General features: G+C 66.8%; 20 protein-coding genes and 1 tRNA gene. 10 read left to right on the top strand and 11 right to left on the bottom strand.

The genetic code is table 11. The features are described 5' to 3' along the window. Positions 1-77 precede the first annotated feature (77 nt). Positions 78-3,584 (top strand): proline dehydrogenase family protein, encoded by a 3,507-nt coding sequence (locus tag AC5RUO_RS18575; RefSeq protein ID WP_494104286.1) that lies wholly within the window; start codon positions 78-80, stop codon positions 3,582-3,584. 107 nt (positions 3,585-3,691) lie between these two features. Here the strand turns inward: AC5RUO_RS18575 and AC5RUO_RS18570 are convergent, their stop codons facing one another. Together AC5RUO_RS18570 and AC5RUO_RS18565 are read right to left on the bottom strand one after the other, a co-directional pair. Further along, positions 3,692-4,006, bottom strand: coding sequence for a hypothetical protein (locus tag AC5RUO_RS18570; RefSeq protein WP_494009886.1), 315 nt, complete (start codon positions 4,004-4,006; stop codon positions 3,692-3,694). 186 nt (positions 4,007-4,192) lie between these two features. After that, positions 4,193-5,047: a LysR substrate-binding domain-containing protein gene (locus tag AC5RUO_RS18565; RefSeq protein WP_494104285.1), complete on the bottom strand. Its 855-nt coding sequence runs from the start codon at positions 5,045-5,047 to the stop codon at positions 4,193-4,195. Between the two features lie 135 nt (positions 5,048-5,182). Here AC5RUO_RS18565 and AC5RUO_RS18560 point away from each other — a divergent pair, with 135 nt between their 5' ends. Then, positions 5,183-6,589 (top strand): MFS transporter, encoded by a 1,407-nt coding sequence (locus tag AC5RUO_RS18560; protein ID WP_494104284.1) that lies wholly within the window; start codon positions 5,183-5,185, stop codon positions 6,587-6,589. Positions 6,590-6,658: 69 nt separating this feature from the next. Here AC5RUO_RS18560 and AC5RUO_RS18555 read toward each other — a convergent pair whose 3' ends face one another. Then, a complete protein-coding gene (locus tag AC5RUO_RS18555) occupies positions 6,659-6,802 on the bottom strand; it encodes a hypothetical protein (RefSeq protein WP_494009883.1) in 144 nt (47 codons plus the stop codon). Positions 6,803-6,898: 96 nt separating this feature from the next. Next, a tRNA-Gly gene (locus AC5RUO_RS18550) sits at positions 6,899-6,972 on the bottom strand. 239 nt (positions 6,973-7,211) lie between these two features. Here AC5RUO_RS18550 and AC5RUO_RS18545 point away from each other — a divergent pair. Continuing rightward, positions 7,212-7,673: an SRPBCC family protein gene (locus AC5RUO_RS18545; protein WP_494009882.1), complete on the top strand. Its 462-nt coding sequence runs from the start codon at positions 7,212-7,214 to the stop codon at positions 7,671-7,673. A gap of 28 nt (positions 7,674-7,701) precedes the next feature. On the opposite strand, the gene AC5RUO_RS18540 is transcribed toward AC5RUO_RS18545, so the two are convergent. Continuing rightward, positions 7,702-9,426 carry a CAP domain-containing protein gene (locus AC5RUO_RS18540; protein WP_494104283.1) on the bottom strand — a complete coding sequence of 575 codons (1,725 nt, stop codon included), beginning with the start codon at positions 9,424-9,426 and terminating at the stop codon, positions 7,702-7,704. A gap of 134 nt (positions 9,427-9,560) precedes the next feature. Here AC5RUO_RS18540 and dcd point away from each other — a divergent pair, with 134 nt between their 5' ends. Further along, positions 9,561-10,136 (top strand): dCTP deaminase, encoded by a 576-nt coding sequence (gene dcd, locus AC5RUO_RS18535; RefSeq protein ID WP_494009880.1) that lies wholly within the window; start codon positions 9,561-9,563, stop codon positions 10,134-10,136. A gap of 12 nt (positions 10,137-10,148) precedes the next feature. Here dcd and AC5RUO_RS18530 read toward each other — a convergent pair whose 3' ends face one another. The 6 genes from AC5RUO_RS18530 to AC5RUO_RS18505 form a co-directional block, all read right to left on the bottom strand. Continuing rightward, positions 10,149-11,330, bottom strand: coding sequence for a cation:proton antiporter (locus tag AC5RUO_RS18530; RefSeq protein ID WP_494009879.1), 1,182 nt, complete (start codon positions 11,328-11,330; stop codon positions 10,149-10,151). 5 nt (positions 11,331-11,335) lie between these two features. Further along, a complete protein-coding gene (locus AC5RUO_RS18525; protein WP_494009878.1) occupies positions 11,336-11,818 on the bottom strand; it encodes a cation:proton antiporter regulatory subunit in 483 nt (160 codons plus the stop codon). Between the two features lie 40 nt (positions 11,819-11,858). Further along, positions 11,859-12,593: a cupin domain-containing protein gene (locus tag AC5RUO_RS18520; protein ID WP_494009877.1), complete on the bottom strand. Its 735-nt coding sequence runs from the start codon at positions 12,591-12,593 to the stop codon at positions 11,859-11,861. Beyond that, complete coding sequence (locus AC5RUO_RS18515) at positions 12,590-13,567, bottom strand: DUF6807 domain-containing protein (RefSeq protein WP_494104282.1); 978 nt, start codon at positions 13,565-13,567, stop codon at positions 12,590-12,592. Before AC5RUO_RS18515 ends, AC5RUO_RS18520 begins: the two co-directional genes overlap by 4 nt. Next, a complete protein-coding gene (locus tag AC5RUO_RS18510) occupies positions 13,564-14,664 on the bottom strand; it encodes a Gfo/Idh/MocA family protein (protein WP_494009875.1) in 1,101 nt (366 codons plus the stop codon). Before AC5RUO_RS18510 ends, AC5RUO_RS18515 begins: the two co-directional genes overlap by 4 nt. A gap of 124 nt (positions 14,665-14,788) precedes the next feature. Next, positions 14,789-16,192, bottom strand: a complete 1,404-nt coding sequence (locus AC5RUO_RS18505; RefSeq protein ID WP_494104281.1) for an MFS transporter — start codon at positions 16,190-16,192, stop codon at positions 14,789-14,791. A 191-nt stretch (positions 16,193-16,383) separates the two neighbouring features. On the opposite strand from AC5RUO_RS18505, the gene AC5RUO_RS18500 reads away from it, so the two are divergent. The 6 genes from AC5RUO_RS18500 to mnhG are packed head-to-tail and all read left to right on the top strand — an operon-like array spanning position 16,384 to position 22,818. Continuing rightward, complete coding sequence (locus AC5RUO_RS18500) at positions 16,384-19,398, top strand: Na+/H+ antiporter subunit A (RefSeq protein WP_494009873.1); 3,015 nt, start codon at positions 16,384-16,386, stop codon at positions 19,396-19,398. Continuing rightward, positions 19,395-19,916 (top strand): Na(+)/H(+) antiporter subunit C, encoded by a 522-nt coding sequence (locus AC5RUO_RS18495; RefSeq protein ID WP_494009872.1) that lies wholly within the window; start codon positions 19,395-19,397, stop codon positions 19,914-19,916. The genes AC5RUO_RS18500 and AC5RUO_RS18495 overlap by 4 nt, the downstream gene beginning before the upstream one ends. Further along, positions 19,913-21,586 carry a Na+/H+ antiporter subunit D gene (locus tag AC5RUO_RS18490; protein WP_494104280.1) on the top strand — a complete coding sequence of 558 codons (1,674 nt, stop codon included), beginning with the start codon at positions 19,913-19,915 and terminating at the stop codon, positions 21,584-21,586. Before AC5RUO_RS18495 ends, AC5RUO_RS18490 begins: the two co-directional genes overlap by 4 nt. Beyond that, on the top strand, positions 21,583-22,128 hold the full coding sequence (locus tag AC5RUO_RS18485; RefSeq protein ID WP_494104279.1) for a Na+/H+ antiporter subunit E: 546 nt from the start codon (positions 21,583-21,585) through the stop codon (positions 22,126-22,128). The genes AC5RUO_RS18490 and AC5RUO_RS18485 overlap by 4 nt, the downstream gene beginning before the upstream one ends. Beyond that, on the top strand, positions 22,125-22,403 hold the full coding sequence (locus AC5RUO_RS18480; protein WP_494009869.1) for an MrpF/PhaF family protein: 279 nt from the start codon (positions 22,125-22,127) through the stop codon (positions 22,401-22,403). The genes AC5RUO_RS18485 and AC5RUO_RS18480 overlap by 4 nt, the downstream gene beginning before the upstream one ends. After that, complete coding sequence (mnhG, locus tag AC5RUO_RS18475; protein ID WP_494009868.1) at positions 22,393-22,818, top strand: monovalent cation/H(+) antiporter subunit G; 426 nt, start codon at positions 22,393-22,395, stop codon at positions 22,816-22,818. The genes AC5RUO_RS18480 and mnhG overlap by 11 nt, the downstream gene beginning before the upstream one ends. Positions 22,819-22,820: the final 2 nt, after the last annotated feature.

Here is a 22,820-nt window from a genome sequence, read left to right as displayed (position 1 = left end):
GCTTTATCTTATGTGAACGCAGGCGCATACTGGTGGATAAGACCACTCCGAACCCCCAGGAAAGATCGAGGAAAGCCATGACCCACGTAGCAATGGAGCCGGCTGTTGCCGCCGGTGTTGCGCCGCAGACTGTCGACGTCGATGTCCCGCAGGCCAAGGCCCTGGCGAACGACGCAGTGGCCCTGGTCCGCCGCTGGCTGACCGAGGCCGCAAAGGTTCCGGTCGATGCTTCCGCAGAGCAGCTCGCCGGCGTTCTCAAGGACCCCAACGGCCTGGACTTCACGGTGGGCTTCGTGGACGGCGTGGTCCGCCCCGAAGATTTGAACGTCGCCGCCCGCAACCTGGCCAAGCTTGCCCCTAAGGTTCCGGCATTCCTGCCGTGGTACATGCGCAGCGCGGTGGCGGTGGGCGGCACCATGGCTCCCGTCCTGCCGCAGGTTGTCATCCCCGTCGCCCGCAAGGTCCTCCGCGAGATGGTGGGCCACCTGATCGTGGACGCCACGGACGCCAAGCTGGGCCCGGCCATCGCCAAGATCAGGAAGGACGGCATTAAGCTCAACGTCAACCTCCTTGGCGAGGCAGTCCTGGGCGAGCACGAGGCATCGCGCCGTCTCGAAGGCACCCACACCCTGCTGGCCCGCCCGGACGTGGACTACGTGTCCATCAAGGTTTCCTCCACTGTGGCCCCGCACTCCGCCTGGGCCTTCGATGAAGCCGTGGAGCACGTCGTCGAGAAGCTCACTCCGCTGTTCCAGCGGGCCAACTCCTTTGCCGCGGGCGGCGGGAAGGCCAAGTTCATCAACCTGGACATGGAGGAGTACAAGGACCTGGACATGACCATCGCGGTCTTCACCCGGATCCTGGACAAGCCAGAGTTCAAGAACCTTGAGGCCGGCATCGTGCTCCAGGCCTACCTGCCGGACGCGCTCTCCGCGATGATCCGGCTGCAGGACTGGGCAGCCGAACGCCGCGCAAACGGTGGCGCCGCCATCAAGGTCCGCGTGGTCAAGGGCGCCAACCTGCCGATGGAGCAGGTGGAGGCCTCCCTGCATGACTGGCCGCTGGCCACCTGGGGCAGCAAGCAGGACTCCGACACCAGCTACAAGAGCGTCATCAACTACTCGCTGCACCCCGAGCGGATCAAGAACATCCGGATCGGCGTCGCCGGCCACAACCTGTTCGACATCGCCTTCGCCTGGCTCCTGGCCAAGCAGCGCGGGGTGGAATCGGGCATCGAATTCGAAATGCTCCTGGGCATGGCCCAGGGCCAGGCGGAGGCCGTCAAGAAGGACGTCGGTTCGCTGCTGCTCTACACCCCCGTGGTGCACCCGTCCGAGTTCGACGTCGCCATCGCCTATCTGATCCGGCGCCTCGAAGAGGGCGCTAGCCAGGACAACTTCATGTCCGCGGTGTTCGAGCTGAGCGAGAACGAGGCCCTGTTCGAACGGGAAAAGCAGCGCTTCCTGTCCTCGCTGGAAGCCCTGGACAACAGCGTGCCGCCGGCCAACCGCCAGCAGAACCGCAACCTCCCGCCCACCCCAATGCCGCACGCCGGCTTCCGGAACACCCCGGACACCGACCCGTCCCTGCCCTCGAACCGTGACTGGGGCCGGGCCATCCTGGATCGCATCCCGTCCTCCACCCTGGGCAACGCCTCCGTGGCCGCCGCGTCCATCAAGGACGAAGCCACCCTCAACACGGTGATCGCCACCGCCGTCGAAAAGGGCAAGGCCTGGGGCGAGCTCTCCGGCGACGAGCGCGCCGAGATCCTGCACCGCGCCGGCGACATCCTTGAGGCCCGCCGCGCCGACCTGCTCGAGGTCATGGCCAGCGAAACCGGCAAGACCATCGACCAGGGTGACCCCGAGGTCAGCGAGGCAGTGGACTTCGCCCACTACTACGCCGAGTCCGCACGCAAGCTGGACAAGGTCGACGGCGCCACGTTCGTCCCTGCCAAGCTCACCGTGGTGACCCCGCCATGGAACTTCCCGGTCGCCATCCCGGCAGGGTCCACCCTGGCGGCACTCGCCGCCGGCTCCGCCGTCGTCATCAAGCCCGCGAAGCAGGCCGCCCGCAGCGGGGCCGTGATGGTCGAGGCCCTCTGGGAAGCAGGCGTTCCCCGCGACGTGCTGACCATGGTGCAGCTGGGCGAGCGGGAGCTGGGCAAGCAGCTCATCTCCCACCCGGCCGTTGACCGGGTCATCCTCACCGGCGGCTACGAGACCGCCGAGCTGTTCCGCTCCTTCCGCAAAGACCTGCCGCTCCTGGCCGAAACCAGTGGCAAGAACGCCATCATCGTCACCCCCAGCGCGGACCTGGACCTGGCAGCCAAGGACGTGGCCTACTCCGCGTTCGGCCATGCCGGCCAGAAGTGCTCCGCCGCGTCCCTGGTGATCCTGGTGGGTTCGGTGGCCAAGTCCAAGCGCTTCCACAACCAGCTGATCGATGCCGTCACCTCACTGAAGGTGGGTTACCCGCAGGATCCCACCAGCCAGATGGGCCCCATCATCGAGCCGGCCAACGGCAAGCTCCTGAACGCCCTGACCACCCTGGGCGAAGGCGAGAACTGGGCAGTCGAGCCGAAGAAGCTGGACGAGACCGGAAAGCTGTGGAGCCCTGGCGTGCGCTACGGCGTCAAGCGCGGTTCCTACTTCCACCTGACCGAGTTCTTCGGCCCGGTCCTGGGCGTGATGACCGCGGACACCCTTGAGGAGGCCATCGCCATCCAGAACCAGATCGAATACGGCCTCACCGCCGGCCTGCACTCCCTCAACTCGGAGGAACTCGGCGTCTGGCTGGACTCCATCCAGGCCGGCAACCTGTACGTTAACCGCGGCATCACCGGTGCCATTGTGCAGCGCCAGCCGTTCGGCGGCTGGAAGAAGTCCGCAGTGGGCGCCGGCACCAAGGCAGGCGGCCCCAACTACCTGGCCGGCCTGGGCGACTGGACCGCAGCCCGCAGCACGGCGACGGCCTCCGTCGCCCACCCGGGTGTCCGCCGCATCATCAACGCCGCAGGCGCCGCCCTGGAGCCTGCCGAGCTGGAATCCGTCCAGCGCGCCTTGGCGTCCGACGCCGAGGCCTGGGCGGAGGAGTTCGGTACCGCCAAGGACGTGTCCGGTCTGAGCGCGGAACGCAACATCTTCCGCTACCGCAGCCTGCCCGTCACCATCCGCCTGTCCGAAGGGGCGCCGCTCGCGGACCTCGTCCGGACCGTGGCAGCCGGTGTCCTGGCCGGATCGGAGCTCACGGTGTCCACCGCCGTCGAACTTCCCGCCCAGCTGCGCCCGGTGCTTACCGCGCTGGACATCGATGTGACGGTGGAGTCCGACGCCGGCTGGCTGGCTTCCGCAGGACGCCTCGCATCCGTGGGCAAGCTCTCGGGAGCGCGCGTTCGACTGATCGGCGGGGACGCAGCCGCGCTCGCCGAGGCAACCGGCGGCAGGCCCGACCTGGCGGTGTACGCGCACCCGGTCACGGAGGCTGGCCGCGTGGAACTGCTGCCGTTCCTGCACGAGCAGGCCGTCAGCATCACGGCCCACCGCTTCGGCACCCCGAACCACCTCTCAGATGCCTTGATCTAAGCAGGCGCAGGCCAACACAAGGCCGGGCGGCCACCTTCTCGGGTGGCCGCCCGGCCTTGTTTGCTGTCAGTGTCCGCGCTGGCTGCGCGGCAGGAGACCTGCGTGTGTCAGCCCAGGTACCACCCGGGCGGCGTCCATGTCACGGGAACGCTGTGTGCTGAGAAGTCCTCGCAGCGGGTGCAGGTGTAGGCCACTTCCCCAAGGGTGGCTACTGCGCCGTCGCGCCGGTACGTCGGCGGTATATAGGACTCGAGGTAGATGAATTCGTCGGTACGGCACTTGTCGCAGGTTGGCTTGCCTACGTAGCCGGAATCTGTGGTTGCTACTCCCGCGCCGAGGTTCGATTGGCGGGTTGCGGGCCGCGGAGAGGTGTGCGGGTGTGCATGGGCCGCATTGAAATGGGTGTTCTTGGCTGTCTTCATTGGCTGCCTGTCCCGGGCGGAGAGCTCTGTTGTGCAGGGCACGCCCGTGTGAGTGAACCGGCCAGCTGCTTGACCCTGGGAGACCAGCATAGATTAGGTAACGTTCTGACATCAATGGAAAGCTTTCACGGGGTGGCGCTTTGCTCCGACTTCTGCCGGAGGTAAAGCCTGCCGGAGTTCCCGTTCCTAGGCCTGGCGGTTGATGGTCCTGCCCACAATGGACTGCGTGAGGGCATCGATGACCTCCGAGTTGGCCAGGGGATTGCGGATCAGGGTGAAGTCGACGTCCCCTACGGCGGGCAGGTCGAAGCGACGCGTGATGATTTTCAGGTCGTCGGGGACCAGCGACGTCGGCATGACCGCGACGCCGATTCCAGCCCGGACGGCGGCCAGCACCCCGCTGATCTGGCGGGTGGTGCAGGTGATGCGCCAGGTCCTGCCGTGTGCCTCGAGGGCGTCAATGGCCAGCTTCCTGCTCAGGCTGGGCGAGGGGTAGGCAATCAGCGGGACCGGGGTGCCCGGCTCCAGGCTGGTCTGCTCCAGGCCCACCCAGGAGAACGAGTCATGCTGCACCACGGTGCCGTCTTTGGCGCCGGCCACCCACTTCACGAAAACGAGATCCAGCTGGCCGGCGTTGAGCTTGCGGTACAGCTGGTCGCTTTGGCCCACCGTCAGCTCAAGGTTGATTTGTGGATAGATCTGCCGGAACTCGCGGAGGATCCGGGGCAGGCCGGTGATGGCAAGATCGTCCGCGGTGCCGAACCGGAGGCGGCCGCGCATTGCCGAGCCGGAGAAATAGCGGGCCGCGGCGTCATGGGCGGACAGGATGTTCCGCGCGAACCCTGCCATCGCATCCCCGTTGTCCGTAAGCCGGACATCGCGGGTGTCCCTGGTGATCAGTACCCGCTTGGCTGCCACTTCCAGCTTCCGGACGTGCTGGCTTATGGTGGGCTGCGCCAGGCCCAGGCGCTCGGCAGCCTTGGTGAAGCTCAGCGTTTCGGCCACCGCCAGGAAGGAGCGCAACTGGGTGGGGTCAAACAAGACGGACTCCTCTGAGGGTTTGGGATGGCATTACGGACTGCAATGGGACTTATAGGGACGATACGTCTCCATAATCTTCTGGCCCAGCCTAGCGTTAAGGGCATCCCAGGCCGCCATCAATGTGAGGACATACCTGTGGCACCCCCACCGCCGTCATCGGCAACCGTCACCCAGCCCGTTATCGACTCCGCAGGTTCTGCGCCGGATTCCGCACCTGACCGTCCGGTGGAGGACATCCACACCCAGCCGGTCCCGGTTGTGGCCGAACACCTTCCCTGGCGGCACACCTTCATCTCCCTGAAAGTGCCCAACTTCCGGATTTTCGCCGCCGGCCACTTCATTGCCGTGATCGCACTCTGGATGCAGCGCATTGCCCAGGATTGGATGGTGCTGGAACTGTCCGGTTCCGTCACAGCTGTGGGCATCACGGTGGCACTGCAATTCTTGCCGTCCCTGCTGCTGGGACCCTGGGGTGGGATGGTGGCCGACCGGTTCGCCAAGCGGAAGATCCTGATTCTGTGCCAGGGCATGGCCGCGGTCCTGGCCGGGGCGTTGGCTGTCCTCGCCCTCACCGCAACCGTTGAGGTGTGGCATGTCTACGTCATCGCACTGGTGCTGGGCCTGGTCACCGTCCTTGACCAGCCCGCCCGCCAGGTGTTTGTGCACGAGCTGGTGGGGCCCGCCTATCTCCGCAACGCCATCAGCGTGAATTCCACAACCTTCCAACTGGGCGGCCTGATCGGCCCCGCTTTGGCCGGACTGCTCCTGACCGCCGTCGGTGCAGGCTGGGCTTTCGCCGGCAACGCCTTCGCCTGCTGCTGCACTGTTGCCATGCTGCTGATCCTGCGTAAGGACCAGCTGTTCGTCAGCGCGCCGGCACCCAAGAGCAAGGGGATGCTTCGCGAAGGCCTGCGGTACGCACTCAGCAAGCCCACCATCTACTGGCCATGGCTGATGGCAGGCTTCATTGCGGTGTTCGCCATGAGTTTGCCGGTGGTGCTTGCAGCGTTCGCCGACCACGTCTTTGGGGTGGGTGCAGGCGGCTACGGGCTGCTCAACGCCCTGGTGGCTCTCGGTGCATTGGCCGGTGCGGTGGCTTCCACCCGCCGCCGACGGCTTCGGCTGCGGTCCGTGGTGTTCTGCGCCGGCATGTATGGTGCGATGCTCTGCCTGGCATCGCTGGCGCCGTCCATGGCCTGGTTCGGCGTGGCGATGGTCACGTCCGGATTCTGGTGCCTGATGTTCCTCACCGGCTCCAACCAGCTGGTCCAGGTCAGTTCGAACATGGGAATCCGGGGTCGGGTGATGAGCCTCTACATCATGGTGCTGATCGGCGGCCAGGCTTTGGGCGGACCCATGCTGGGCTGGATCGCCGAACACGCTGACCCGCACGTCGCGCTCCTGGTCTCGGGCGGGGTTCCGGCGCTCGCGGCCCTGACGGTGGCCGTCCTGCTGGCACGGAAAGCAGCGCTCACGCTCCGGGTGGACCTGAAGGACCGGCGCCGACCGCTGCAGATCGTGAACCGCGCAGCGGCAGCCTGAAGCAAACGCCAGCTTTTTCTGATAGCTGCTTCAAGCTGCCGGTCCAGCCCTCAGCCGGCGGTTTCCCGGCTACTTCTTCTTGCCAGCGCCCTTGCCGGACGGAGTATCCAGGGAACTGGCCGGCGCGGAAGCGGCCCTCTTGTCTGCGCGTTTTTCCTTGATGGACTTGCCGGACTTTTTTGATGCCGTTTGACGCGGGGACTTATCAGCCATGATTGCTCCTGTAGCGGAACCGAAAGGTTCCTGACTACAGACCCTACACGGCGGCACCTAATACCCTCCGTGCGGCGTCCGCGATACTGCAGAAAGTGGAGCGGCTGACGGGAATCGAACCCGCGTATCAAGCTTGGGAAGCTAGCGCTCTACCATTGAGCTACAGCCGCACTGCCCCACTCGCGCGGGGCAGAACTTAGCTTAGCGCAGATGGAGCCACAAACCGCCCAACCCGGAGCGCTGTTGGCCGTGTCCCGTAAGCCGCGGCGTCATCCAGTAACTCTTCAATAACGTCGCAGGCCCTGGCTAGGTGCGGGTCCGGAGCGCTGGCTAACCTGAACCGGAAGGCTGCGGCGTCAGGGGGAGGCGGTCAGCACGGCAGGCCGACGTCAACCACGGGAAGATTTACATGGCATTCGCAGAACACGAGGTCCTCATCCGGCGTGACGCCATGGCTGTGTACCTGTACCTGCTCGACGCCACCAATCTTCCGCTCTGGCGCGAGGGTGTCCGCAGCGTGAAGCTGCTGCAGGGCCCGGCCGAGGCCAAGGGCGCCGTCTACCGGCAGATGGTCGCGGGCCGGTCCGGGCTGAGCATTCCGGCTGACCTCGAAATCACCCAGGCCCGGCCGGGCGCTGAAATCGAGTTCCGCGTCCTGTCCGGCCCCGCAAACCGCAGCGGCGGATACTACCTCAGCACGGAAGGGGCGGGAACCCGGGTGCGGTTTGCGGTCGAAGCGCAGGCCGAGGGCCGGTTCGCGTTCCTTGACCGGCTGGGCCTGCTGAACAAGATGGTCCAGCGAAGTGTCCGGGCAGAAGTAGCCCAGCTGGAGCGGCTCAAGGACGTCCTGGAGCTCCAGCCCGCCGTCTAGGCCCCGCCGGCCCTACCGCTGATCCTGCCTACTGGGCCAGCCGCTGGCCGGTCCAGGGCCCGGCAATGTTCGACGCCGAGGCAAGGCTTCCGCCGGTCAGGTCCCAGTACTGCACTACGTCGCCTGCTCGACGCAGAGCCACGCCTGTCGAGTTGAGCCCGGTCACGTCCCGCAGTGCTTTCACCCCCGTGGCGTCCTGCCAGCCGGTGGCAACTGTGGGCCGTGCTTCGGCGCGCAGCGCAGTGGTTCCCCAGCCGCGGTACAGCAGGACCGCTCCGTCGGTGCGGATGGCCAGCAGGTCCTGGAAGCCGTCGGCATCGTAATCGACCATGGCCAGCCTGCCGGCAGGAAGCCCGCTGGCCACCAGGGTCCGAGCGGCGAGGTCGCCGGTGCCCTTGTTGGGATACAGGTAGAGGTTTCCGGCGGCATCCCGTGCCAGGATCTGGGGCATCCGGTTATTGGCGCACCAGCCGCCCACGGCCAGGGTCAGGGTGTCCCACCCGCCGGAGCCCAGGGTGGCCGGCGCCTGGAACCCGCCGGTGGCAATGCCCCGGTGCAGGGTCAGGTTGCCGTTGGTCCATTGGGTGAGCAGGTCATAGGCGCCGTCGCGGTCCCAGTCCGTGACGAAGACTTCCTTGGCGCCGGAGAAGCCGGAGCCGATGACGTTTGCGGCAGCGTAGGCACGGGCACCCAGGGAGGCGCGGCGGAGGAGTTGCCCCGCGGAGTCGACTGTGACAAGGTCGCCGGGGCCCGTGATGGCAGCGGCGGACAGGTCCAGTGTTGGCGGCATGTGCCGTACCGTGGCATCACACATGGTGGGAGCGGGAGGCGGCAGGGCGGCGCCGCCACCGCCGCCGGTGGCACCACCGGGCGAGTTGACGGTGCCTGCCGGAAGCGTGGTGTAACCGAAGAAGTTCACCACGCCCCAGATCTTGTAGGTACGGTCGGTGTAGGAGATGCCAGCCCCCATCACGTTGAACCGGGGGTCGAGCAGCATCGCATTGTGGCCGGGGGAGCCCTTCCACCACTCCACCAGCAGTGCGGCATCGCGGTCCGTGCGGATGGCGATGACCTCACCGGCGCCGTTGTTGGGATTCATGGCGCGGGGATCGGTCCAGAAGTTGGCACGGTGCTCAATGACCTCGCGTGAGGCAATGTTGTCCGACCATTCCTGGGCCAGTCCCGCCACTGTGGGGTGGTACTTCACCGGCGCCAGGCCTTTGGATACGCGGTACTCGTTGATCCGGTTGAAGACCGTGAGGATCGCTGCTGAGTTGTCGTCCCGCACCAGGGCTTCAGGACTCGGCGCGGCAAGCATGGATTCAGGGGCGGGCAGCACCGGTGCGGGCTTCCCCAGTTCCTCATCAGGTGCCCACAACGGCGGGATCCACGGAACTTCCGGGGCCGTCTCCGGCGTGCCGGTGGCAGTGGCCTGGGACGTCACGGGCTCGGGGACCGGGACCGTCCCCGCGGGGGCGGGGGCGGGGGCCTCAGGGGCAGGTGACGCGGTGGCCGGAGACGCCGGACGGATCTCCGGTTCCACGGCAGGGGTGAGCGGGGATCCTGCTGGGGGGTCGACAGCAGAGCCCGCGCCGCCGTCGTGCAGTGCAGGCTCCAGCAAGACACTCCGCGGACCGGCCGCGACCGCCGAGTCGTTGGCCAGAAGCGGCGCGGAAAGGGTGCCTGCTGACGAGGAGACCAGCGCCAGGGCGCAGAGCACGCCAATGAAAGAGGGCGCTACCAATTTATTCACAACATCCCCAGCTCTGTTGGGCCATCCGGGAGACCATCCGGCGCCTGAGTACCTGAGGCAACATTAGCCCCATGAGGCGACAGCAACAACGGAAAAAATATTAGTGTGGATAAGCCATACGGTAATTTGGGACGGTGCTGATCTCTGACCGTGATATTCGTGCCGAAATTGACTCCCAGCGGATCGTGCTGGAACCCTACGACTCGGCGATGGTGCAGCCGTCGTCCGTGGATGTTCGGATCGATAAGTTCTTCCGGCTGTTCGACAACCACAAGTACGCGCACATCGACCCCGCACAGGAGCAGCCTGAGTTGACGCGGCTGGTGGAAGTCGAAGAGGACGAAGCCTTCATCCTGCACCCGGGCGAGTTCGTCCTAGGCTCCACCTACGAAACCGTCACGCTGCCGGACGATATTGCAGCCCGGCTGGAAGGCAAGTCCTCGCTGGGCCGGCTGGGCCTGCTGACGCACTCCACCGCCGGATTCATTGACCCCGGCTTCTCAGGACATGTCACCCTTGAGCTGTCCAACATGGCCACGCTGCCCATCAAGCTGTGGCCGGGCATGAAGATCGGGCAGCTGTGCTTTTTCCGGCTGACATCTTCCGCGGAGTATCCCTACGGCCAGGGCGAGTACGGAAACCGCTACCAGGGCCAGCGAGGCCCCACCGCCAGCCGCAGCCACCTGAACTTCCACCGCACCAGCATCTAGCGGGAAACGCACTTAGGCCTTCGCCGGAACGCCTTTTTGGCCGCCTGCTGCACCAACAAGGGGTTCGACATAGCGCGCAGCCAGCGGGCCCAGCACGGCCATGATCAGCACGTAGGCCGTGGCCAGGGCCGCAAGTTCATTCGGTACCGCTCCCGAAGCCACCGCCAGGCCTGCGATCACGATCGAGAACTCGCCGCGGGCAATCAGCGCTGCTCCGGCGCGGAAGCGGCCGCGCCGGGCAATGCCCGCACGCTTCGCGGCCCAGACGCCCGTGACCATCTTGGTGGCGGCGGTGATGACAGCCAGCACCAGGGCCCAGCCCAGCACGGGCGGGATGGACGTGGGGTCCGTGTTGAGCCCGAACGCCACAAAGAAAATCGCTGCGAACAGGTCTCGCAGCGGTTCCAGGATGCGGGTGGCGTTATGGGCGGTGGCGCCGGAAATAGCAATGCCGAGCAGGAACGCTCCCACCGCGGCGGATACCTGCATGGCCGAAGCGACGCCGGCCACGAGCAGTGCTGCGCCAAGGAGGTTCAGGAGGAACACTTCCGAGTTCTCGCTGTGCACGGCCCTGGAGACGTGATGCCCGTGCCGCAGCGCAACCATGAGAACCACGCTCACGACTGCAAGTGCGATGCCCACACTGGTGAGCCCGCCGAGGAAACTGACCCCGGCCAGGATGGTGGTCAGCACAGGCAGGTAGACGGCCATGGCCAGGTCTTCGAACACCAGGATGGACAGTACGACGGGCGTTTCGCGGTTGCCCAGCCGGCCCAGATCGGTGATGACCTTGGCCGCGATTCCCGATGAAGAGATGTAGGTGACGCCGCCCAGCACCATGGCCCCCACTCCGCCCCAGCCCAGCAGGTAAGCCAGCGCGGCCCCGGGCAGGAAGTTCAGGACCAGATCGAGCACACCGCCCTGCCAAGACCGCCGCAGGCCAGTGAAGAGCTCCGTCGCCGTATATTCCAGTCCGAGCATAAGCAGCAGCAGGATTACCCCGATTTCGCCGCTGACATGGGCAAATTCGTGCATGCCTTCGAGCTTGACGATGCCGCCCGCGCCGAAGGCGAGCCCGCCCAGGAGGTACAGCGGGATGGGAGACATTCCGATCCGTCCGGCCAGCCTGGCCAACAGGCCGAGGCAGAACACAACGGCCCCCAGTTCAATGAGGGTCAGGGCCAGCGGGTCCACAGGACTCAGCCGTGGCGCAGGATATCGGCCGCCGTGTCGAGGCCTTCCTGGGTTCCGACTGCTATCAGCAGGTCTCCGGTGTGGAGGACGACGTCGGGTCCCGGCGAGGGGAGCACCTCACCTTCACGCATGATGGCAACGATGGAGACGCCGCAGCGGGTACGGATGCACGCCTTCCCCATCGGCTGGTTCTGGAACGGGGAGTCCGGAGCGATGGAGAACTGCCGGGTCACAATTCCGGGGACATCCTTGTGCTCTTCGGTCAGCTTCATGGCCAGGTGCTGCCCGCCCAGGAGATTGCCGAGGGTGGCGGCTTCATCACTGGTCAGCGGAATCGACGCCTGGCAGGTATCGGGATCGTCCCAGGTTGAGATGATCAGTTCCGTCTGACCCTCGCGGAGCTCCACCACGCCGATCCGGCGGCCGGAGGCTGTCATGAAATCCTTCCGCAGGCCCAGGCCCGGAAGGTTGGTCTCATCCACGTTCATGGTCCAAGCCTAGTCTTCCGGGGAGACTCATGGGGTGCGGTCAGACCACCCGGGAGTCCTCCCAGGTTGTGAGCCTGCCGCACATGCCGAACCCCTCGCCCGGGCGCGGGACCGCAGAGGCCACTGCAGCCTGGGCCATGGGCGCGACGGACCCTTCCGCCAGCTGATCCAGCGCCCGGCCAGTGGCATCCGCCTGCTTCCGGACCGTGTCCTCCCAGATCTGCTGCCAGCGCCCGACGCGCGGACGGACCAGCGCCGCCGCGGCGCGGTGGAAATCGGCCAGGGCTTTCGGGCCGTCGCGCAGTACCGCCACATGCAGTTCGGCGTATCCTTCCAACGCAAGGTCCCGCCGGGCACGGGCAGCCGCGGCCATGGCGGCGGGGTCCAGTCCGCGCGGAAGGACAGCCTGCTGCGCATACTTCGCTGGATCCGCCAGGATATGGCCGGGGAAGGTCAGGACTGCGTCGCCGGATTCCGGCAGTCCCGCATTGGACATGATGACGGTGAGGGTGAGCCCGTCCGTGTTGACCAGCCGGTGCACGGTGCCCGGACTGAACCAGAGCAATGATCCGGCCGCCAGGTCATATTCCTCCGCCCCGGACATCGAGATGGTGTGGACCTGGCCCGTGCCGCCGGTGACTATGTAGGCCTCGGAGGACACCGTGTGGAGGTGCGGCGAGCCGCCGCACAGCCCGTCAGCGGACTCCCAGTCATAGACCCGGAGCCCGGTGACGGCCGTTCCGCCCGGGAAACCGGGTACGCCGGCGCCGGTCACCGGTGCATCCCCCCGGTGCCGCGGGCGAGGAGTTCCTGCGCCCCGAGTGCCAGGTCTTCGGCCCGGCGGGCATCGGACGCACCGTCGGCGACCACCACGGCATACCGGAAGCGGAGGGTGGCGCCGGCCTCGAACAGGACTTCCTCGCTGAAGAAGGGCGCCGGACCCATGCAGGCGAAGGGCTCGGACCGGGCAAACCACTCCGGTTCCGGGTGGCCGCTGGCGGGATCGTCAACCATGACCAGCGTGGAGAAACGGCAGGTTTCATCGTGTTGCCCCACGAACGCGAGCCAGGGTGCCCGCCGGCCGCGCAGCTCTTCCCCGGTGGCACCGCCGGGTCCGAGGATCGTTCCCCCCGTGAAGGACCGGGGCCCGCGCCAGAACAGGCCGCCATAGCCCGCATTTTCCCGCCCTTCCGTGGTGGGGGAGCCAATGTGGATGGCGTCGCCGGAAACGTTGGTCATGGCCGTTTCGAAGATGAGGGTGTAGATGCTGTCCGCCCCTGGCACCACGCTGAAGGACCGCTCCTCCTCCACCACCAGGGAGCCTTGCTGGCTGATCCAGCGAAGGTCATGGGCGAAACGGAACGTCCCGCCGTCGTCCGTTGCCTGCCGCAGCTCACGGTGCCGCATGGCGCCGTTGTTGGGCAGCCACTGGTAGTCCTGCCCCCGCCGGTAGCTTGGCCCGCCCCAGAAATTGTCGGCGCCAAGGTGCGGCAGGGACCAGGCGATGCCCTTGTGCCATACATGGTCGTGCGGCCGGTAAATGCTCACCAGGTCCCCGCTGCGGGTCCGGACCGGATGGAAATACGGCCTGGGGGACTCCTCCTGCGGGTCATCGGCCACGTAGATATACGTGAGGACGTCCGCGCCGTCGAGGGAGACCGCTACCGCGGCGCCGTCGTCGGTCCAACTGAACCGGGTGCCGGTAGACGCGGACGGTGTACCGGCGGCGGGTTCTGCAGTGGTGCTCATGTGTTGCTCTTTTCCAGTTTCCAGGGTTCCAGCCGGCCGTCGGCGCGGTCGAAGAACGGGTTTCCGTCGGTGATGTCGCCCCGGTGCACGGTCTGGCCGGTGATGGCTGAGGCGTAGATCGCGGCGGCCAGCTCCATGGTGGGATAGGCCTCGGCGAGGGTGACCGGGGGAACTTTCCCGGCACTGACGGCCTCGATGATGTGCTCGTACTGCGCGGGATGCCCGCTAGGAGTGCCGGGGGAGCCGTCCGCCCACTGGGCGGCCAGGTGCTCCTGGCCTGGGGCGGGCGTGAAGCGCCAGTGCGCTTTGTCATAGCCGTAGAGGTGCTCGAGCTCCACGGTGGCGTGGTCGTAGTCGAACCGGAGCTGGGACGTTTCCCGGGGGGAGATCACGGAGTTGATGACCGTGCTCAATGCACCGGATTCAAACCGGACGATGGCGGTGGACACGTCTTCGGTTTCCGTCCGGCGGGCAAGGCGCCCGGCGAACGCAGTGACTTCCTGCCACGGGCCCCAAAGGTGGAGCAGCAGGTCGAACTGGTGGATGCCGTGCCCCATTGTGGGCCCGCCGCCTTCCACGTCCCACAGGCCGCGCCAGGGCACGTCGAAGTATTCCTGGTTGCGGAACCAGAGCGTGTTGCAGAACCCGGTGAGGGCATTCCCCAGGGCGCCCGACTCCTGAAGCGCAGCCAGCTTGCGCGCGCTGCTGCCGAAACGGTGCTGGAAGATGCAGCTGACATGCTTGCCCGATGCAGACTCGGCGTCCTGCAGTTCACGCATCTGCCGGAGCGACAGGGCCGGCGGCTTTTCCAGCACCACGTTCAGGCCCAGCGCCAGCGCCTCCAGGGCCAGGGAGGCATGCGACGACGGCGGCGTGCAGACCGCCACCAGGTCCAGTCCGGCGTCCGCCGCCACAGCCAGGCTCGGCGCCGTGGCGGGCACATGCCATTTGTCCGCGAAGGCGGCAGCACGGCCGGGGTCGATATCGACTGCTACCGCCAGTTCCGCTCCTGCCAGCTGCAGGGCTTCGGCGTGCGCACTGGCAATGCCGCCGGCGCCGATGATGCCGGCACGGGGGCGGGAAGGGGATGAACGCACAGGACGGTCTCCTCGTTGAGAAAGGTTGGAAAAGTTATCGATCACTGAAATTATGTGAACGATAACAGCGGTGCGTCAAGGAGTTTCCCCAAACGTGGCAGAAAGAGGCCGCGAAAATACGCGGTCAGGCCGCTGGAACAACCGCGATGGGCGCCTTGTCCGGCGATTTCACCGGCAGCAGGACCAGCAGCCCGGCCAGGAGGACCACCATGATGCCCAGGATTCCCCAGCGCTGGGCTTCGCCGGCGGGAACCAGGGGTGTGGCAATGGCGATGCAGAGGGTGAACAGGGCTGGAGCCAGGAAGCTGATGGCGCGGCCGGTGGTGGCGTACAGGCCGAACAGCTCACCCGACTCGCCGTGCGGTGCCAGGCGCGCCAGGTATGCCCGCGACGAGGACTGGGCGGGGCCCACGAACAGGCAGAGGAAGAGGCCGAACACCCAGAACGTGGTGCTGCCGGCCCAGGGCATGCCAAAGAAGACGTACCCGCCGTTGCCAAGGACCAGGATCACGGTGCCCGCAGCCAGCAGGCCGAGCAGGGAACCGATGATGACGGCTTTCGGCCCAACCCGGTCATCCAGGAATCCGCCGATCACGGCCCCGACCGCCGCCACCACATTCCCGAAGATGGCGAAGAAGATGACCTGGGAGAGTTCGAAACCGAAGGTGCCCGCCGCGATGATCCCGCCGAACGTGAAGACGGCGGCAAGCCCGTCGCGGAACACGGCGCTGGCCAGCAGGAAGTAGATGGTATGCGGGCTGGTGGCGTAGATGGCCTTGATCCGCCGGACCAGCAGCCCGTAGCTGGCCAGGAACCCGAGTTTGTTGGCCTCGCCTGTGCGGGGCAGTTCGGGGACGGCGAACAGCACGGGCAGGGCGAAAATGAAGAACCACAGGGCGGAGAAGACGGCCACCAGCCGGATATTCAGGCTGTCCTCGGTGGACGCGCCGAACCACTCGAAACTGGGCTGGACGAACAACTGCAGGACGGCCAGCAGCGCCACGATGCCGCCGAGGTAGCCCGCCCCCCAGCCAAAGCCGCTGACCCTGCCAATGTTCCGGGGCGTGGAAATTTGGGCGAGCATGGCGTTGTAGTTGACGCCGGCGAACTCGAAGAAGATGTTTCCCAGGGCGATCAGGGACACACCCAGGAGCAGGAATTCGGGCCGCGGAAACACGAAGAAACACAGGGCGGTCAGGACGGCGACGGCCGCGGTATTCACGCCGAGCCACAGCTTCCGCCGGCCGCCGGCATCGGAACGCTGCCCAGTCACCGGGGCCAGCAGGGCGATGGCCAGACCCGCCACGGTAAGGGCGCCGCCGAGTACGGCGGACGCCTGGTCTTCCCCGCCAAACGCGCTGGAGGTCAGGTACACGGTAAAGACGAAGGTTGTCATCACGGCGTTGAAGGCCGCCGAGCCCCAGTCCCAGGAAGCCCAGGCCAGGATCCTGCCCTTGTTGGAGGCGTGCTGGCCGGATTCAAGGTCCGAGGCCGGCTGCATGGCCCCCGGAGCGCTGGCGCTGTTCATATGATGCATCGTATCCGCCGAGGGCGAACAGGACGCGGACCCTGCCCGGAATGCCGCGGGGGCGGCGGCCATGCTACCCGACGCGGGACGGCGGGCAAAAGAGGCTTGATAAACTGCCTGTTCCCGAACCTTACTTTTTGCCGCCTGCTTTAACTTTTGACAATCGAATTCCTGACGTTGCGGAGAATCCAGTGATTACAGTCCTTGCCGTGCACTTTTCGGTGGCTGTCCTGGCGCCGCTTCTCTTCCGGGCCTGGGGCCGCAACGCGTTCTACGCCCTGGCTGTTGTTCCCGCAGTTTCCTTCGCCTGGCTCCTTTTCCAGCACGCCCCGGTCTACTCGGCCCCAGGTGCAGTGGCTGAGGTTTTTCCGTGGATTCCCGGCCTGCACCTCGAATTGGCGTTCCGTATGGATGCCCTGGCCTGGGTGATGTCGCTGCTGGTGCTGGGCGTCGGTGCCCTGGTTCTGGCCTACTGCGGACGGTACTTCAAGCGGAAGGACCAGGATCTCGGGGCGTTCGGGGCCCAGCTCCTGGCCTTCGCCGGCGCCATGTTCGGCCTGGTGGTGGCCGATGACCTCCTGCTGCTGTTCATCTTCTGGGAGCTCACCACCATCCTGTCCTACCTCCTGATCGGGTTCGCCCGGACCAGGCTGGCAGCCCGCCGGTCCGCCCTGCAGGCCCTGATGGTCACCACGGCAGGCGGCCTGGCCATGCTGGTGGGCCTGATCATGCTGGGGCATACCGCCGGCACGTACCGTATCTCCGCGATCCTCGACCAGGCTCCCGCCCTGGCGGGCGGAGCGTCCGGCTCCGTGGTGAGCGCCGCCGTCGTGCTCATCCTGGTCGGTGCGATCACCAAGTCGGCGCTGGTGCCCTTCCACTTCTGGCTTCCCGGAGCCATGGCGGCCCCCACTCCCGTCAGCGCATACCTGCATGCCGCAGCGATGGTGAAAGCCGGCATCTACCTGGTGGCGCGGCTCGCGCCGGGCTTCGCCGAAACGGCGTACTGGCAGCCAGTGGTGCTGGGCCTGGGCCTGGCCACCATGCTGGTGGGCGGCTACCGCGCGCTCCGCCAGGCAGACATCAAGCTCATCCTCGCCTACGGGACCGTCAGCCAGCTGGGCTTCCTCACCATGGTGGTGGGGCTTGGCACCCCCGACGCCGCCTTGGCCGGCCTGGCTATGCTGCTGGCCCACGGCCTGTTCAAGGCCACCCTGTTCCTGGTGGTGGGCATCATCGACCACCAGTCCGGCACCCGCGACGTCGGGAAGCTTTCCGGCGTCTTCCGGTCGTCCCGCGCCCTGGGCATCGTGGCTGGCATCGGTGCCGCGTCGATGGCAGGCGTTCCCCTGCTGGCCGGTTTTGTCGCGAAGGAATCGGTGCTGGAGGCCTTTGTGCACCATGCCGGAGACCCCGCCGCGGGACCGTGGGGAGCGGTGGTCCTGGCCGGGATCGTCCTGGGATCCATCCTTACGTTCGCTTACAGCGCACGCTTCATGTGGGGGGCGTTCGCCATGAAGCCGGGCGTGGAGCCCACCCCGTTCAAGGCCGTCCGGCCGTCCTTCCTTGCCGCGCCCGCCATCCTCAGCCTCCTCACTATTGTGTACGGGCTCTGGCCCGTCCCCGTGGACGCCTGGCTCCAGCCCTACGCCGCACTCTTCGCATCCACCGAGCCCGACGCCGGCACCCCGGCTGAGCAGGCTGGGCACCTGGTGCTGTGGCATGGCTTCACCCCCGCACTTGGCCTGACTGCGCTCACCTTCGCGCTGGGCGTGGCCATGTTCTTCGGCCGGAACGCCGTCGCGCGGCTGCAGTCCTGGGTACCGGCCTGGGTGGACGCCGACCGCGCGTACCAGCTGGCCATTGGCGCCCTCGACGACATCGCCGTCTGGGTCACCGGCCGCACCCAGCGCGGTTCGCTCTACTACTACCTGGCCGTCATCCTCAGTGTGGCGTTCGTGCTGCCCCTGGCCGCCATACTCGCCGCCCGCAAACCGCTTCCCGAGGGCCTCTACCTCGTGGATCCCGGATCGCCCCTCCAACTCGTCGTGGGAGCCGGCATCGTGATCGGCGCCCTGGCCGCGGTCAAGGCGAACAAGCGCTTCCTGGCCGTTCTGATGGTGTCCGTCACCGGCTATGGCATTGCCCTGATGTTCGCCCTGCAGGGCGCTCCGGACTTGGCCCTCACCCAGATGCTGGTGGAAACCATCATCCTGGTGGCCTTCGTGCTGGCCATGCGCAGCCTGCCGGCCGAACTCCGCGACCGCACGGGCGGAAAGTACCGGGTGGTCCGCGTCCTCATCGGTCTGGGATTCGGCACCACCATGGTGTTCGCCGCCATCTTCGCCATGGGAGCGCGCATCGCCACCCCCGTTTCGCTGCAGTTCCCGCAACTGGCCTATGAGGGCGGCGGCGGGATGAACATTGTGAACGTCACGCTCGTGGACATCAGGGCGTGGGACACCTTCGGCGAGATCACCGTGCTGGCGCTCGCCGCCACCGGTGTGGCAAGCCTGATCTTCATCCGCGGCCGGGGCGACAGGATCCTCGCGTCCGCATCTGTGGCCGAAGGATCCGTCGGGCGCCACCATGGCGTCGACCCCGGGAGCCGTGACGGCGCCGCCCTGGCCATCAGCAGGAAATTCGCTTCCGCCACCCGGGACGCCTGGCTGGTGGCCGGGCGGACCCTCGCGCCGGAGCGCCGGTCCATCATCTTCGAGGTGGTCACCCGCCTGGTCTTCCACTCCCTGGTGATCTTCTCGCTGTACCTGCTGCTGGCAGGCCATAACCTTCCTGGCGGCGGATTCGCGGGCGGCCTGACGGCCGGACTGGCCCTCACCATCCGCTACCTTGCAGGCGGCCGGTTCGAACTGCGGGAGGCAACCCCCGTCAGTGCAGGGGCGCTGCTGGGCATCGGGCTGGCCGTTGCCGCGGCCTCGGGCGCGGTGCCGCTCCTGCTGGGCGGCCAGGTATTTCAGACTGCCATCATCCAGTTCTGGCTGCCCGTGTTCGGTGACATCAAGTTCGTCACCTCCACCATCTTCGATATCGGCGTCTACATCGTGGTGGTGGGGCTGGTGCTTGACGTCCTGCGCAGCCTCGGCGCCGAAATCGACGAGCACTTCGAGGAGCGTGCCGCCGCTCCCGCCGAGGACCAGGAGCCGGACGGCATCCCGGCGGAAACCACAGCGAAGGGCAAGGCATGAACGTCAACCTGACCCTGCTGCTCATCATGGGCGCCCTGTACGCCTGCGGAATCTACCTCATCCTCGAACGCAGCCTCACCCGCGTGCTGCTGGGGCTGATGCTGCTGGCCAATGCCACCAACCTGCTCATCCTCGCCACCGGCGGGTACGCCGGACTGGCTCCGCTCTACTCCAAGGACATCGCGGCCGAAGACTACAACGACCCCCTGCCGCAGGCGCTGATCCTGACCTCCATCGTCATCTCCTTCGCGGTCACCGCCTTCATGCTCGGCATCATCTACCGGACCTGGGTGCTTGCCCGGCGGGATGAGATCCAGGATGACGTGGAAGACCTCCGCGTCGCCGAAACCCCCAGCTTCGATGCCGAGGACGACGCCGAAATCCCGGCGGAGACCTCCGAGTTTCCGGTGGCAACCCTCGTGGCCGGCGGCCGTGAAATGCCCGCCGAGCACGCCGCCGCGGAAGAAAAACCCGGCTCCCCGAACTTCAGCCCCGGCCCGGAAGGAGGCGGAAAGTGAACATCGCAAGCTTCGCCCCGCTCGCCGTCGTACTTCCCATCCTGGGCGCTGCCCTGACCTTCATGCTGATCCGGCATTCCCGGGCTCAGCAGGCGGTCAGCATCGGCCTGCTGTCCCTGACCCTGCTGCTCGAATGCCTCCTGCTGGCCCACGTATGGGACAGCGGGACGGTTGCGGTGACCATCGGAGGCTGGCTGCCGCCCTGGGGCATCGTGATGGTGGTGGACCAGTTCTCGTCGCTGATGCTGGTGGTCTCGTCCGCGGTGAGCCTGGCCGTGCTGGTGTACGCCACCGGCCAGGGCATGGCCGACGGCGACCACGATGCGCCGGTCTCGATCTTCCACCCCACCTACCTGATCCTGGTGGCCGGAGTGTCCAACGCCTTCCTCTCCGGCGACCTCTTCAACCTGTACGTCGGCTTCGAGATCCTGCTGACCGCGAGTTACGTGCTGATGACGCTCGGCGGCACGGGCCCCCGGATCCGGGCGGGCGTCACCTACGTGGTGGTGTCAGTGGTGTCCTCGGTGCTGTTCCTGATCTCCATTGCCATGGTGTACGGGGCCACCGGAACCGTGACCATGGCGGACCTCGCGCTCAAGCTGGGCGAACTGGACCAGGGCACCAGGACCCTCCTGCACGTGATGCTGCTGGTGGCATTCGGCATCAAGGCGGCCGTTTTCCCACTGTCCTTCTGGCTGCCCGACTCCTACCCCACGGCCCCGGCCCCCGTCACCGCCGTGTTCGCCGGACTGCTGACCAAAGTAGGCGTCTACGCGATGGTCCGGACGGAGACTTTGTTGTTCCCCGGGGACTCGCTGAACACGCCCCTGATGGTGGCGGCGCTGCTGACCATGGTGGTGGGCATCCTGGGTGCCTTGGCGCAGAGCGACATCAAGCGTCTCCTCTCCTTCACCTTGGTCAGCCACATCGGCTACATGGTGTTCGGGCTGGCAATGTCCTCGGTAGCGGGACTCGGTGCGGCGGTCTTCTACGTTGCCCACCACATCACCATCCAGACCAGCCTGTTCCTGGTGACCGGGCTTATCGAACGCCGCGGCGGGAGCTCATCCGTGGACCGCCTGGGCGGACTGGCCAAGCTGTCGCCGGTCCTGGCGCTGCTGTTCTTTATCCCCGGCATGAACCTTGCCGGCATCCCGCCGTTCTCCGGGTTCCTGGGCAAGGTGGGGCTTCTGCAGGCCGGCATCGAACTGGGAACGCCCCTCGCCTACGCGCTTGTGATCGGCGGCGTCCTCACCAGCCTGCTGACGCTGCTGGCGGTGGCCAGGGTCTGGAACCGCGCCTTCTGGCGCCGGCCTTCCGACGCCGAGCATCCGGACCCCGTTCTGCTGGCCGAGCCGGACGAAGACGCCCAAGCGGATGGGCAGGTCCAGGGGGAAGCACACGAGGACGGCGGTGCCCGCCGGACCGGCATGCTGCTTACCTCCCGCACCAGTGCCGCCCGCTCCGCCACGCTGCTGCCGCGGACCATGGTGGGTTCCACGCTGGGGCTGGTGGCGCTGGGCGTGGCCCTCACTATTTTCGCCGGGCCGCTCTTTGGACTGTCCGACCGGGCCGCGGAGGACATGCTGGACCGGACCCCGTACATCCAGGCCGTCATGGGTGAGGACACCGTGGTGCCGCCCATCGCTACGGCGGGAGGAGGACAATGAGCCGCCAACGCATCTCACTGCGCCAGGAACTGCCGCTCCTGGTGTGGCTGGTGATCGTCTGGGGTGCCCTGTGGCAGGACTTCAGCCCCGGCAACCTGCTGTTCGGGGCGCTGCTGGCAGTCGCCGTCGCCCGGTTGTTCTACCTTCCGCCGGTGGAGCTCAGCGGCCGCTTCAACATCCTCTACGCCGTCCCGTTCGCCCTGATGTTCCTGGCCAAGGTTGTGGTGGCGAGTGCCCAGATCCTGCACCTGGCCATTGTGCGGGGACCCAAGGTGACCAACGCCGTCGTCGCGGTGACGTTGCGCAGCCACCAGGACCTGCTGGTCACCGCCACCGGGCACGTCATATCCCTGATTCCCGGTTCCCTGGTGGTGGAGGTGGACCGTTCCACGTCCACCCTCTACCTGCACGCCATCAACATCAGCACCCCGGAGGACCTGGAAAACCTGCGCCAAGAAGTGAGGTCCATTGAGGCCGGACTGATCCGGATCATGGGCACGCGCGAAGAACTGGAAGCTGTCCGGATGGAGGCGGCCGGATGATGCAGGCAGTCCTGGCCGTCACGGCCATCATCTTCTCCCTCGCCGCCGCCGGGGCCATCATCCGCATAGGACGCGGGCCTTCGCTGCTGGACCGCGTCCTCGCCGCCGACGTGCTGCTTGCCATCCTGGCTGGGGCGTTGTGCGTTGACATGGCAGTGAACCGGCACCTGAACAACCTGATGCTGGTGGTGGCCACCTCCGTCATTGGCTTCATCGGGTCCGTGACGGTGGCCCGGTTCGTGGCCGACCGGAGGGAGCAACCGAATGAGCCCTGATACGTGGAATTTCGACCTTGCAAGCGCTGACGGCTGGATAAACCTGCTGTCCGCCGTCTTCATGGTGGTGGGCGCCGTGATGTCCCTCGGCGCCGCCATTGGACTGCTGCGCTTTCCGGACCTGCTGAGCCGCATGCATGCCGCCACCAAGCCGCAGGTGCTGGGACTCTTCCTGCTGCTGGCGTCCATCGGGCTGCAGCTGCGGACCTGGTGGGTGTGGCCGGTGCTGCTGGTGGCCTGGATCTTCCAGCTCCTCACCGTGCCCGTCTCGGCGCACATGGTGGGCCGCGCAGGCTACCGGACCAAGCACCTCCACCGCGAGCTGCTCACCTCGGACGAGCTGGAGGCTGTGGTGCAAAAAGCCGCCGCCAAGGCCGCCCGCGAGGACGGCTCCGGCGACGGCCCTGAGCGCTAGCC

It is taken from the genome of Arthrobacter sp. Y3221087, from assembly GCF_059089905.1.
This window is presented reverse-complemented; position numbering and strand designations above follow the sequence as displayed.

Excerpts from the sequence above, each read along its gene's own strand:
- AC5RUO_RS18575 (WP_494104286.1), top strand. The coding sequence starts at position 78 with ATGACCCACGTAGCAATGGAGCCGGCTGTTGCCGCCGGTGTTGCGCCG.
- AC5RUO_RS18570 (WP_494009886.1), bottom strand. The coding sequence starts at position 4,006 with ATGAAGACAGCCAAGAACACCCATTTCAATGCGGCCCATGCACACCCG.
- AC5RUO_RS18555 (WP_494009883.1), bottom strand. The coding sequence starts at position 6,802 with ATGGCTGATAAGTCCCCGCGTCAAACGGCATCAAAAAAGTCCGGCAAG.
- AC5RUO_RS18545 (WP_494009882.1), top strand. The coding sequence starts at position 7,212 with ATGGCATTCGCAGAACACGAGGTCCTCATCCGGCGTGACGCCATGGCT.
- AC5RUO_RS18525 (WP_494009878.1), bottom strand. The coding sequence starts at position 11,818 with ATGAACGTGGATGAGACCAACCTTCCGGGCCTGGGCCTGCGGAAGGAT.
- AC5RUO_RS18515 (WP_494104282.1), bottom strand. The coding sequence starts at position 13,567 with ATGAGCACCACTGCAGAACCCGCCGCCGGTACACCGTCCGCGTCTACC.
- AC5RUO_RS18505 (WP_494104281.1), bottom strand. The coding sequence starts at position 16,192 with ATGAACAGCGCCAGCGCTCCGGGGGCCATGCAGCCGGCCTCGGACCTT.
- AC5RUO_RS18495 (WP_494009872.1), top strand. The coding sequence starts at position 19,395 with ATGAACGTCAACCTGACCCTGCTGCTCATCATGGGCGCCCTGTACGCC.
- AC5RUO_RS18485 (WP_494104279.1), top strand. The coding sequence starts at position 21,583 with ATGAGCCGCCAACGCATCTCACTGCGCCAGGAACTGCCGCTCCTGGTG.
- AC5RUO_RS18480 (WP_494009869.1), top strand. The coding sequence starts at position 22,125 with ATGATGCAGGCAGTCCTGGCCGTCACGGCCATCATCTTCTCCCTCGCC.
- mnhG (WP_494009868.1), top strand. The coding sequence starts at position 22,393 with ATGAGCCCTGATACGTGGAATTTCGACCTTGCAAGCGCTGACGGCTGG.